We start from the raw sequence: 12,886 nt of genomic DNA, 5'->3' as shown, positions 1-12,886 counted from the left end.
ATTTGATGGTTATCAGTCACAGCCAGTGGTGATGAGCCACTGGTTGTTTTTGTTATTGTGGTGAAGTCTGTTAACCCCTGGGTCTTTTATCTTACCAGATAAATCTTTTGTATCGTACGTCTGCGGATTCGCTCGTCTTTATTGGCATTGTTTATTCAAACTCAGGCATTTTCTTATTTATGAATTATAGAAAAATTGTGATTTTATCTAGTGTGATCTGGTTGGCGGCTTGTCAATTGATTCACACATCGACAACGGCTCCGCTCGAGTCATTACGTTTTAATCCTAATATAACCGTCGGAACATTAGCGAATGGATTTCGTTACTATATCGCTAAAAATTCGCAACCCGAGTCTCGTGTTTATATTCGGTTTGTGGTCAATGCTGGTTCGATGAATGAAGACGATGATCAGCGCGGCGTTGCCCATATCGTTGAGCATATGGCGTTTAACGGAACGGCTCATTATCCGGGTAATCAAGTGATCGCCGAGCTAGAAAAGGCGGGGATGAAATTTGGCGTTGATATCAATGCATTTACCGACTTTGAAAATACCGTGTATAAGCTTAATCTGCCGAAAAATGACGTTGAGTCTTTGACATTAGCCATGAATGTGGTTGCTGATTGGGCAAGCCGTGTCACGATGTTTAAAGATGATCTGGATGCAGAACGTGGAATTGTATTGGAAGAGTGGCGAGCGCGCTTAGGGCCGATGTTAAGGTTAGGTGATAAAAAAAGCGCCATAGAAATGGCGGGTTCTCGCTATACGCAAAGGGATCCTATTGGTGATGTTAAAACCATTAAAACAGTTTCTAATCAACGTGTTGCGGATTTTTATCACCGTTGGTATCGGCCAGATAATATGTCCGTAGTCGTTGTTGGAGACATTGATCCTACTCAAGTTGAACAATTAATTCATGAACAATTCTCGTCGCTTTCCAAACCTAATACTCCTTTAGAAACGATTGACTATAGCATTCCTTTGGTTGATGGATGGCGAAGTGCAGTGGTTTCTGAAGAAGGAATAACCACTCCAAGTGTTGAGTTGAGTTTCTTTTCTGATTATTTACCGCAACATACGTTAGCCCGTTATGAACAAGATCTTGCCACTCAAATCGCCACTCGGCTATTAAATATTCGATTGCAAGATTGGGAGCAACAAGAGACGCATGCGGTCAGTTCGGCCAGTTTTTATGCCAGTAATATTGGACGAGAGACCCACCAAGCTGTTTTTTCGCTACAACTTGTGCAGGATCATTACCAACAAGCAACAGAAGGATTAATGGCTTTTCTCGCTCAGGTTCAACAGCATGGATTTACGCTCGATGAATTTGATGGCGAGATCGCTCGATTAAATCGAATTAATGCAGCCGCACAGCAAAAGGTTATGTATAGCATTGATCTCGTGGGTGATTTAATGGTTTCTGCTGCCAGTGGTCAATTACTTTTGAGCGAAGAAGATAAATATCGTCTTAATCATCGATTTCTAAGCAGCATGACTTTAGATAAAGTTAATCAAGCCTTTCAGGCGTTGATTAAGCCGGAATCACGCTTGGTTTTAATCACTCAGCCAGTGAATCGTTCTAAACCCGTATTGACTACAGGCTCTTGGCATGAGCTTTGGGAAACTTATATGGCCACACCTCAGGGTGAATGGCGGCGAGAACAGCATCAAGCGAGTTTGCCAGTGGTGTCTCCTCATCCTGGCTCGGTGAAACGAGAAAAACGTTGGGCCGAACATCAGTTGACAGAGTATCGGCTAAGCAATGGAAGTAAGCTGATTTATCGTTATAGTGATAGCAACCCTGGTCAGGTACATTTTAAAGCCTTAACCTCAGGCGGATTACGATCCGTCCCTCGTGAGGACTACCACGTTTTGCGTACTGCGGTGAGCTTAGTCGATGAAACGGGAATTGGCGAGGTTTCCTTACCGGAATTACAAAGCATTTTTCGAGGCAATCCGGTTGTCATGTCAACTATTCTTGATGATTATCAACAAGGATTCTCAGGTTGGGCAAAAACCGACAATGTCGATAAAATGTTTCAGTTATTGCATATTAAATTGGCATCAAGTCCTGTTTCTGAAAAGGTCTTAAAAGAGTACCAGACTGATATGTTGCAGCGTAGCCAGCATAGTGATGGAATGGATCGTTTTATTCGTCGCGTTTCCGCTTTACGCTACCCCAATATCCCGACCGTCTATAGTGAGAGGAGTGAACAAGTTGCACGCTTCACGAGCCAGCGTTTAAGTGATATTTATCAGCAATATTTCGCCAACAAGACCGATTATACGTATTTTGTAGTCGGGGATATCCAACCCGACCAGCTTGAACGTTTAGCTGCCCATTATCTTGCCTCATTACCGTACCATGCTCAGCAACGTTCAGCGTATTCAGTTTATGCGCAATCACCAAAGGAAGGTTTGCGAGTGTTTGATTCGAAAGAGCCTCGAGCAGAAGTCGAACTGTATTTAGCTCAAGCAGCCTCTTGGCGTCCAGATCATGCTTATTATTTGGAATTAGCCGGTGAGTTAGTACAAGAACAATTACGTTTGACATTGCGTGAAGAAGCTTCGGGAGTTTATGGTGTCACCAGCTGGTTTTGGCAAGATCCTGACAGCCCGCAAGCAGAAGGGCGCATTCTATTTTCTTGTGATCCGGAACGAGTTGATGAATTGTTATCACTGACGCATGACGTTTTACGTCAGGTAGCAGAACAGGGGAGTGATGCAGATGTCCTTAAAAACAAGCAAATACAGCGTGAGGACCAAATCGCACGCTATTTACGTTCAGATTTAGGCATACTGAGTGAGCTGGAAAAAAGCTACCGTCTTACCGACTCTCCGGCCTTGATTCAAGCACAGCGACGCGCGAATCAACATGTCTCTAAAGAAAAAGTAGATGCGATCATGCAACCATTTTTAGCTCATGCTGAGCGGTTTGAAGCCATTTTACTACCAGTACACGAATGATTATTGAGTCATGCCAGAACCATGGTTTGTGGGTCTGGCAGACCTTTTTCGTCAATTCATATCATGGCGCGCGTCGTGCGAAGGAATCAGACAATATGAAACAACGGTTTTTTACTATTCTATTGATTTTAATCCCCTTAAAAGTGGTGGCTGAATTACAACTGGCGCACACCTATCAAGATTGGGAGCACTATCAATCTCACACTGAAGAGCGGGGGGAAGTGGTCATTTTGGGCGTGAGCCATAGTCAGAGTGATCGGCTGTCAGACATGGTTGTCATGCGCTGCACAACAGAAGGGGTGAATTTACTATTTTTTAACTCACTACCCTATGCAGACCTCGGTTATCAAGCGAGCGGCATGTTAGATGATAAAGCGCCAATTTCGATGGATGTTTGGGTGAAAGGAACGACTCATTGGGCCACTATACCTCAAGACAGCTTAACTCACTGGTTTAATGCTAAACAATTGCTCATTAATTTAATAGGCGATGAACAACAGCATGAGCAAATAAAAGTGTCGTTGCTTGGCTTTCATTCGATGTATCAAGCCTTATTATCCAGTTGTCATACCGACACTTAATAGTGACATTGTCACTATTGACTTGGCAGGCTCATCTGTCCCGCAATTTAATGGCGGGGCTGTTGAACTAACTCTCTATATTTCCATACCTTATGCTAACGTCTGGATAATCCGTTGTGTTGTGAATTGATGCAGATAATGCTCTCTTTTGGTCACTTTGTTCTATGCTAAATAGTGAGTGATTATTGCGAGCCTCAATGGCATGCGAGAGGAAAACAGAGGATGGGGTTATGACGATAAACAATACCATGAAGCTTGTATTTGCTGTTATTGGGGCTGGAATCATTATTAGCGTTTTAACGGTGTTACAACTCAATGGTTTGATGCACCAAGTCGATCATATGGCGCAAGTGCGTTATCAATCTTATCAAGCTGCTGATGAACTTCGCCAAAGCTCGGATGACTTAACCCGTTTAGGGCGAACTTATGTGGTCACCGGTGATGAAAAATACGAAAAAATGTATATGGATATTTTAGATATTCGTAACGGAAAGAAACCCCGCCCAGAAAATTACCACACCATTTATTGGGATCTTGTTTTACAACATGGCCAAAAACCAAAGCCTGATGGCAAGGCTATCTCACTAAATCAAATGATGAGTGATTTAGGGTTTACTGAGCAAGAGTTTCGATTATTGCGAGAAGCTCAAGCCAATTCAGATGCTTTGGTGAATATGGAAGTAAAAGCCATGAATGCAGTGAAAGGACGTTTTGCTGATGCTAACGGTAATTATACCGTCAGGAGAGCACCAGATCGCTCTATGGCTATCGAATTACTACACAGTGTTCAATATCATCAAGAAAAAGCCAAAATTATGGCCCCAATTGATAAGTTTTTCATTGAATTAGAGAATCGTACTAATCAGCAGTTTAATATTGCAGCGAAGAAAGTAAAAAATACCGTGTTGATTGGCAATATTTCACTCATCAGTGTGTTCGTGATAGCGATTATTGGTTATTTTATTGTTAATCGTAAAGTGGTGAAGCCAATCGATACCATGGCAACGTTGCTGCAACAGGTAGATAAAAACTCTGATTTAACTTTACGGGTAGATGATCAAAGTAAGAATGAATTAGGAATTATCGGATCAACCATCAACAAAGTATTGGCCAGTTATTCATCAACCATTACTAAAATAAATCAAGTTAATCATACGATTTCTGCTATTTCAGAAACGATTCGTGATGTTACACAGCAAAACGCCAAGGTTGCTAATCAACAAAGTCAAGAGTTAGAAATGGCAGCGACCGCCATGGAAGAAATGACCTCTGCGCTTTCTACGGTGGCGGAAAGCACCACCATGGCCGAGCAATACGCAGGCAGTGCAGAAAAAGAAGCCAGTACCAGTAAGCAGGTTTTTGATAAAACGACCCATGAGTTTGGTGATTTAGAAAGTGAATTTACTAAAACATCAGAAGTGATCCAGCAATTAGCCAATGAATCGAATAATGTCGGTAATGTCCTTGATGTGATTAAGGCGATTGCAGAGCAAACCAATTTATTAGCGTTGAATGCAGCGATTGAGGCAGCTCGAGCCGGTGAACAAGGGCGAGGGTTTGCGGTTGTCGCCGATGAGGTTCGTTCACTCGCTCAACGTACACAGCAGTCCACCGGTGAAATTGAAACCATGATTTCTACTCTGCAAGAAAAAGCAGAGCAGTCGACTAAAACGATTCGTTCCAGTGCTGATAAAATGCAATCAACACGTAGCAATATGTCAACCGCGAATGAAGGATTAAGTACTATACAAAACTCAGCGATTGAAATCCATAAACTCAATACATCCATAGCTTCGGCAACCGAAGAACAATTAGCCGTTAGTGATGAAATATCCAGCAATTTAAGTAATATTAAATCACTCTCATCGGATATGAATATTGCCATTAATCAACTCGCTCCAGTCGTGAGGGATTTGCAGAACAATGTTGATGATTTGAATGCTGCGATTAAGCATATTCGTACCTAATGGTTTGATCTGTATTTTATATCAACGATTTTGACCCTCATGAGAGGGTCATTTTATAACTAGATGTCCTTCTTACTGAGAGATGCTGCAATGTCCTCTACGTTCGTTTAGCCTAATACTCTAATCACATCATCTGTCTGTGCTCATGGGGATGATGAGAGCTATTCTTAGCTCTTTTCCAGTGCTAGCTGGCAGCGGTTTCAATCTGTGCTAGGTCAATAGGTCACTCACTGGCCACCGCCTTCCATCTCCCAGTTATTTTGGTGTTTGAGCTTGGCCATTAAGTGGTTCACTTGCTCTGTAGTGGCCGCTGACCACGATTTAGCGACTCCTGAGACACCGTGATTGGTAAATGCATTAATTCGTAGTTGAAAAGGCGCTCCTTTAGCGGATTGTAATTGTTGTAACTGATTTAAATATTGCGCTAATGCGTCGCTATATTGGTCATAGTCTGTTTTATCGGGAATGAGTAACAAACGCACTTCGCTTAACTTGCCATGTTCAGCCAGAAAGTGTAATGACCGCTTAACGGCTAAATTACTATGGCCAGTTAATTGAAAGTGACACGCTTCTTGCCATGCTTTTAAATCGATCATGGCTCCATCCATCCAAGGCAACACACTTTGCCAGTGTTTGCGGGCAAGACTGCCATTGCTATCGAGTAAACAAGTTAATGACGAGAGCTCAGGGCTAGTTTTCACCGCTTTAAACAATGCGCAAACAAATTCGATTTGCAAACTCGCTTCACCACCACTGAGAGTAATGCCGGAAATAAACTGTCGCCGTTGCTTTATCTGCTCAATTGCAGCCGAGACGGTCAGCGCTTGTGAATCTTCACTATAGCGATCAATCGTTTGTGGGTTATGACAAGCGGGGCAGCGATAATTACAGCCTTGTAGAAAAAATACCAACCGGTTGCCGGGCCCATCGACCACAGAATAAGGCAATAAGCGGGCAATTTGCCCGGTTATTGATGGTTGATAAATAGCCTGCTCCTGGTTGTGATTGACAGTCGTTGGCATTATTCACCTGCAATAAATTCATGACTTACTACTCTTGGTACTCGTTGAGTCACTTTGGTTTCGGTGCAGGCTTCAGCGCCCAGTGCCGTTGTATTGGTACGCGAACCTTGTTGATAATAGGCCTCTAAGTCGGATTTTTTTACCATATAGCCGGTAATTCTGACTAAATCGTTACCTTGGGTATTGGCGGTAAATTCTCGCATTCCATGGGCAAAAGCACCTAGGCAGAGATCGGTTAACGCTTGAGGATTGGCTTTAATGGTTTCGTCGAGGGTTAAAATATCACTCACCCCAGAGTGGTAGTAAGCATGCTGCGGCGCTAATGCGAGTAAATGGCTAACGGGATCGGGCTCTTGACCGTAGCGAATTCGGATCCCTGGAGTGGTTTGTGTATCAATCGATAAACCACCTTGTGAATGCAGTAAAGCGCGATTCGCCAAGCCGTAGGTTACGGGTGTCTGGGTAACGATATCACTTAAGGCTTGAGTAATGGTTAATGCCAATTGATTCGCTGCTGGATCGCGTCCGTATTCAGCTTGATCGGCTAATAAATGATTAACTGCTTCGGCCATGCCATAAATACCAAACATTGGCGCAAATCGCTGTTCTTCGATTAACCCTTCAGTCACTAAAAAGCTTTGAAAGAAATTTGATTGTTGATGTAAAAATCGGCAACGTTGCTCTATCAGTTCGTACATCAAGTCACAATAATAAGGCAAGGTCTGATTTAACAATGTCTCTATGGTCTGCGCTTGTTCAGCTACAGCTTTAAGGTTTAGACGTACTAAGGTATTTGCGCCGCCACGAACGGGTAACGCATTATAACAACTGACAATACCGAAACTAGGCTGGGTATTTTGCTCAGCAAAGATGGCTTGATGTAAGGGCCAGTTGGCGATATGAGGCTTACTGCAATGAATAATATTATCCGTTGCTTGACGAAGTAGGCTGTTTGGCGTGCGTTCGGGGTCGAACATGAGTGTTAAGTTAGGGGCAACTTGCTGTAATTCAGCATCGATTTTTAACACCATGCGGCAAACACGGTTATCTTCTGGCCCAATATTGGCATGCATAAATGCATCGGGAAGCGTTCTATCTAATTGAATCCAAAACCGTTTTAATGAACGGTAAAGATGTTCATCGGTCACATCATGGCAATAAGGTAGCAGCAGTTGGTCAAGGTAGCCTAAAAATACCGGCATATTCGTCACCGATGGAACATGATGATATAAAACCATCAATTTCATTAATGCATCGTCAAAATCTTCTGCCGGTGTTAGCTCTAAATACGATGATCCTTGCGTGAGGAAGCGTTGATAGTCGGGTAATACATAGCGAGGTTTAAACGGCGCATGTCCTTCAAACATATCACAAATAATGCCTTGTTCCATCGCCTCAATTAATTTTGGACTACGAGAGACATAGGGTAAACTGGCGTCTGCTTGAGCCGCTAAAGCAAGGGTTTTTTGTTTGGGATTTAATGCTGCATTGGTCACAATCGCGAGAAGATCATCTTTCATTACATTATCCAAGTCATTGGTACATCAATAACCTCATACTAACAATGGTCTTAGCGCGAACAAAGCCGAATCAAGGTGTTGAGCTGCTGGTTAATAAAGAAGTATGAGCTTACGCACGTATTTCCTTCCTACTTGAAGCTGTAACTGTGCTGCTGGTTACTATCACTTTGGCTACGGTTTACGCCATGGAGCAAGAGTTTTTGCACATGTTTGTTGAAAACAGATTCCCCAGCGTTATTTTCAAGTTTGTTGCACAATCCGCGTCGAGCGCTTTTTCGTCCAGAAGCGCTTGTCTTTTAAAACGGCTCTCCTCGAAGTGGTTGCTTTTATTCTGCCAGCAGAATTCTTTTTAAGAGCTGCTCTAGCTGTATTTGTTCTTGGTTAGTGAGCACTTCCAACATGCGATTCATATTGTCGACATGGGCATTCAAGGCTTGGTCGATCAACCTTTGTCCTTGTTCGGTCAAAATTACCTTACAACTGCGTCTGTCTTGATCGCTGGCAATACGCTGCACTAATCCGCGTTGCACCAGTTGTTCAATGCGTGTACTGATCGCACCGGAAGAGAGCATCAAGGTTTGGTACAACTCAGTAGGCGTGATGGCGGTATTGCTACGACGGATGGTCGCCAGAATATCAAACTCAACTGAGCTTAAATCAAAGCGTTGGAAGACTTGATCTAATTGAGGTTTCCAAAGTCCATGGGTGCGGCTTAATCGGCCAACAATACCCATCGCCGAGCAATCTAGCTCCGGTCTGACATTGTGCCACTGTGCAAGAATGGCATCCACTTTGTCATTTGGCATGGTGTTATCTGATGACATGATCTCTCCCTCTGAATGTATCTTTTTGAAAAGATACTTGATTAAAAACCATTTCTCTATTATTTTCTAGAAAGTATCTTTCTTGAGAGATACTTTTATGGAAGTTAACGCTACTAAATAGGGTGAAAAATGAATACAACGTCAGGAATCAAGACGATGCTGCTTACTGCCATCGCACCTATCGTATGGGGCAGCACCTATATCGTAACCACCGAAGTACTACCGCCAAATTCGCCACTCATGGCTGCTTTAGTACGAGCTCTGCCTGCTGGGATATTGCTAGTACTGTTTGCTCGAACTTTACCAACTGGAAATTGGTGGTGGCGTTTACCTGTATTGGGCTTTTTTAATATTGGTTTCTTCTTTTACTGCTTATTTTTTGCAGCGACTGAATTACCAGGAGGAATGGCAGCATTGGTGATGTCATTCCAACCTATGTTGGTGATGATGATGAGTTGGATTCTACTGAGCACACGGATCACCCCTTTGCAGTGGGTTGCTGGGGGTGTTGGTATCATTGGGATTGGACTATTAGTGCTTAATCAAACCGCATCTTTGAGCATACAAGGTTTATTGATCGCCGGTTTAGGAACATTCAGTATGGCCTCTGGCGTCGTTCTGACTAAAAAATGGGGCCGTCCTCAAGGCATGTCGACACTTGGATTTACCGGCTGGCAATTACTATTTGGTGGCGTGTTTTTGCTGCCCACGACCCTGTGGATTGAAGGCGTACCAGAGCAAGTTACTGTGCTTAACTACCTGGGTTACGGATACCTGAGTGTGGTTGGCGCTATGTTGGCTTACTTTCTCTGGTTCCGTGGTATTGAGCAACTGCCAACGGTCACGGTGTCCTTTCTTGGCTTTTTGAGCAGTGTCTCAGCTTGCTTACTGGGTTATGTCATTCTCGATCAAGCACTCACTTGGACGCAAATTTTCGGAGCAGGGGCGATTTTTATCTCCATCGTGCTGGCTATCCCGCGTTCCACCTCAACCACTTATTCAACAGCACTGGCTTTCAGTTTAAAAAGGAATTGATATGAAACGGACTCTTATCTCTGGCAGTCAAAGCGTATATTCACAAAGTTTGAATGTGGTGAACTACTTAAAAGGCCTTGCAGAACCACATTTTAATCAGATCGAAATACTGGATTTACCGTTTTGGAATGAAAGTGTCTGGCAGAATAGTGATTACTAAGTGCTTACGAGACCGCGCTTTCGTCTGTGCACCGTGACATGGTCAATTTGGGCAAAACGTATCTATTGCGAAATATTGCTGATGTGGGTTTCCACTCTATTTTGGGTTTAATGTTTTAAGCGTTTGTGAGCCTTATTAAGCTCGACTACCCTTAAAAGGTAACGTATTTATTTCAATACCTTTCCGATTTGAAGTTGTAGCGGAGTTGGCTACGTTGGTTCACCTCAATTGCATAATCTGCCTATGCTCATGAGGACTTACTTACCGCCTACCTGCAACTTCAAGTTGTTTGGGTATAGGTTTATTTTTAGCTGTTGAATGACAAACATTGGAAAAGGATTTAACCATGCCACAACAAAAAAATTCCGTTTAGTTACCAGAAGTGATTTTGATGGTTTAGTGTGTGCGGTATTACTTAAGCAGCTTGATTTGATTGATGAGATTAAGTTTGTACACCCGAAAGATATGCAAGATGGACTGATCGAGATTACCGAGCACGATATTGTGACCAATTTACCTTATGTTAAAGAAGCGCATATGGTGTTTGACCATCATTTATCAGAAACCATTCGTAATCAAGGGGCTCGGCCTAATCATGTTATTGACCCGAATGCGCCCTCTGCTGCGCGTGTGGTATGGGACCATTATGGTGGTCAATCGGTATTTCCCGAGCGATGGGTAGAGATGATGGCGGCGGTTGATAAAGGCGATTCAGCTCAGTTTACTCGTGATGAAGTCCTCGATTCTCAAGGTTGGAATTTATTAAATTTTTTGATGGATGCACGCACTGGACTTGGTCGCTTCAAAGAATTTCGAGTCTCTAACTATAACTTAATGATGAATTTGATTGAGAATTGTCGAACGCAAAGTATTGAGCAAATTTTGGCACTGCCTGATGTTCAAGAGCGGGTTGATCTTTATCGCAAGCATGAAGTTAAATTTAAAGAACAAATTCAGCGTTGTGGAAAAGTGTATCGTAATCTTGTGTTGCTCGATTTAACCAGTGAAGAGGTGATTTACGCGGGTAATCGATTTATGATCTATGCGTTATTTCCCCACTGTAATATCTCGATTCATAAAATGTGGGGTTTTCAACAGCAGAATATTGTTTTTGCTACGGGTAAATCGATTTTTGATCGCAGCTCTAAAACCAATGTTGGCGCATTAATGCTTAAGTACGGTGGTGGTGGTCATCACGCGGCTGGAACGTGTCAAATTTCATTATCTGACGCAGAGCGTGTGCAAGAGGAATTAATCAAACAAATTAATTTAGATGGTTAGAGATCATACATAACAAACGAACAGGCGGTGAACAAGCCTGCTCGTTTGAGTGGGCGTGGTTTAATGCGTTGGATTAATCGTTAACGGTTCGAAGGTTACCAGTGCATTATTGGTTGCGCCAGGGTGGTCAATATAATACTTATCTTGTTGAATAGTATAGTAAACATCAACAAAATCATCATCATTAGTCAATAATCCACTGGGAATGGCATCAATAATTTTACCTGTAATATTGGCAATCACCGAATAGCCTTGCGCTTCAAGATCGGGGAACGATTGAAGCACTTTTTCAGCCGCTTCAACCAACAGCTTAGCGAGTTCTTGATAATTCGTACCACTATCTTGTTCCATCAGGACGATATCGACAGCCCCCCAACGATAACGAGACCAATGGATCATCACTTGGTTAGGAGAATAGTCAACTTTGTCATAACTTAGATAAGGCATATCTATCACATCAATAGTCGGCTTATCACGACTTGGATCAACCCCTGTGACAAGCGCATAAATTTCAGCTTTGCCTGAAATCCAGGGCTCTTTGTCGTCCTCTAAGCGAATTTTTTTCAGTACCGTGGTTGATAGTGGTTGGCTAGCCGATTTATTCGACTCACTGAGATCACGTGCTTGCGATCTAGCGACGAGATCGTCAGATTGAGTGATCGGTTGTTGGCCCAATTTTTGTAGCTCTTGACGCATGGCTTGCAAGCCGGCCTGTAGCGACTTGGCGCTATTATTATCGACAACAAAGACAGGAACATTGGGCATTTGGTAGACATCTAAATAATGAATATTACCATAAATATCAAATGCTTCGATAAAGTCCCAGGTTTGTTCATTGCCTTTAGGTTCAAAAGCAAATAATGGCAGTTGGCCTTGTTGTAAATCTTTGAGCATAGTGCCATCAGCTAAACGAAGCTCTAAGAGATCGTCAGTAAACGCTTCAATACCTTGCAGTGTTCGGATGGTTTTGTCGGCTTGTTTTACTCGTGATGTTAACGTTGGATTTTGATCATCACTGACTAAATTTGCAAGGGAAACACTTAGCTGATCGTTATTAAGTGTGTTCTGTAACGAGCCTGAATATAAATGGTAGTTTTGACTCAAGTAGTAGGCAATATCACGTTTTTCATTACTGATTGTATCAGCGCGTGCAGTATTATCATCTTCGGATTGACAACCTAATAAAGCGAGGGTGAGTCCGGCAATTAGAATTATTTTTTTTATCATAAGAGGGCCTTTAGGGCAGCGAATAAAACGAGGTTACAAGATGAATTTAACATAACGATTAATACCGTCAATCATATTGATAAAGGAAATGCTGAACGGAGATCAAACATTAGACCTTTTACTCTATATTCTTCCAATTTAAAGCGACGTTGGTGCTGGCTCGCTTTATTCACCTGAATTACCTAGGGTCTGTGGATAATGAAAATTATCCTTGCTGCTAACCTGAAAAATTTTCATGTTGTATGTGAAGCTTATTCACTATGATCTTGCTCACAGTATGCTTCAATGCTTGAACCAATA

The 12,886-nt window shown here is 42.6% G+C and carries 10 protein-coding genes; 6 read left to right on the top strand and 4 right to left on the bottom strand.

The features are described from left to right. Nucleotides 1-179 precede the first annotated feature (179 nt). From CAG57_RS03010 to CAG57_RS03000, 3 genes are all read left to right on the top strand, one after another. Nucleotides 180-2,969: a M16 family metallopeptidase gene (locus CAG57_RS03010; RefSeq protein ID WP_099612628.1), complete on the top strand. Its 2,790-nt coding sequence runs from the start codon at nt 180-182 to the stop codon at nt 2,967-2,969. Between the two features lie 95 nt (nt 2,970-3,064). Continuing rightward, nucleotides 3,065-3,550 (top strand): hypothetical protein, encoded by a 486-nt coding sequence (locus tag CAG57_RS03005; protein WP_161428050.1) that lies wholly within the window; start codon nt 3,065-3,067, stop codon nt 3,548-3,550. Between the two features lie 230 nt (nt 3,551-3,780). Continuing rightward, nucleotides 3,781-5,517 carry a methyl-accepting chemotaxis protein gene (locus CAG57_RS03000; protein ID WP_161433683.1) on the top strand — a complete coding sequence of 579 codons (1,737 nt, stop codon included), beginning with the start codon at nt 3,781-3,783 and terminating at the stop codon, nt 5,515-5,517. Nucleotides 5,518-5,744: 227 nt separating this feature from the next. Here CAG57_RS03000 and CAG57_RS02995 read toward each other — a convergent pair whose 3' ends face one another. From CAG57_RS02995 to CAG57_RS02985, 3 genes are all read right to left on the bottom strand, one after another. Continuing rightward, nucleotides 5,745-6,539, bottom strand: a complete 795-nt coding sequence (locus CAG57_RS02995) for a 4Fe-4S cluster-binding domain-containing protein (protein ID WP_161427617.1) — start codon at nt 6,537-6,539, stop codon at nt 5,745-5,747. Beyond that, nucleotides 6,539-8,059 (bottom strand): YjjI family glycine radical enzyme, encoded by a 1,521-nt coding sequence (locus CAG57_RS02990; protein WP_161427616.1) that lies wholly within the window; start codon nt 8,057-8,059, stop codon nt 6,539-6,541. Before CAG57_RS02990 ends, CAG57_RS02995 begins: the two co-directional genes overlap by 1 nt. A 326-nt stretch (nt 8,060-8,385) precedes the next feature. Then, nucleotides 8,386-8,865, bottom strand: coding sequence for a MarR family winged helix-turn-helix transcriptional regulator (locus CAG57_RS02985; RefSeq protein ID WP_099612671.1), 480 nt, complete (start codon nt 8,863-8,865; stop codon nt 8,386-8,388). A gap of 147 nt (nt 8,866-9,012) precedes the next feature. Between CAG57_RS02985 and CAG57_RS02980 the strand changes: the two genes are divergently transcribed. From CAG57_RS02980 to CAG57_RS02970, 3 genes are all read left to right on the top strand, one after another. Further along, nucleotides 9,013-9,918, top strand: coding sequence for an EamA family transporter (locus CAG57_RS02980; protein ID WP_161427615.1), 906 nt, complete (start codon nt 9,013-9,015; stop codon nt 9,916-9,918). Nucleotide 9,919: 1 nt separating this feature from the next. After that, nucleotides 9,920-10,078 (top strand): hypothetical protein, encoded by a 159-nt coding sequence (locus CAG57_RS02975; RefSeq protein WP_237665733.1) that lies wholly within the window; start codon nt 9,920-9,922, stop codon nt 10,076-10,078. 318 nt (nt 10,079-10,396) lie between these two features. Continuing rightward, nucleotides 10,397-11,359, top strand: a complete 963-nt coding sequence (locus CAG57_RS02970; protein ID WP_161427614.1) for an exopolyphosphatase — start codon at nt 10,397-10,399, stop codon at nt 11,357-11,359. A 60-nt stretch (nt 11,360-11,419) separates the two neighbouring features. Here the strand turns inward: CAG57_RS02970 and CAG57_RS02965 are convergent, their stop codons facing one another. After that, nucleotides 11,420-12,586 (bottom strand): DUF3103 domain-containing protein, encoded by a 1,167-nt coding sequence (locus tag CAG57_RS02965; protein ID WP_161427613.1) that lies wholly within the window; start codon nt 12,584-12,586, stop codon nt 11,420-11,422. Nucleotides 12,587-12,886 lie beyond the last annotated feature (300 nt).

The organism is Vibrio sp. V30_P3S12P165, from assembly GCF_009904905.1.
GTDB classification, from domain to species: Bacteria; Pseudomonadota; Gammaproteobacteria; order Enterobacterales; family Vibrionaceae; genus Vibrio; species Vibrio fujianensis.
This window is presented reverse-complemented; position numbering and strand designations above follow the sequence as displayed.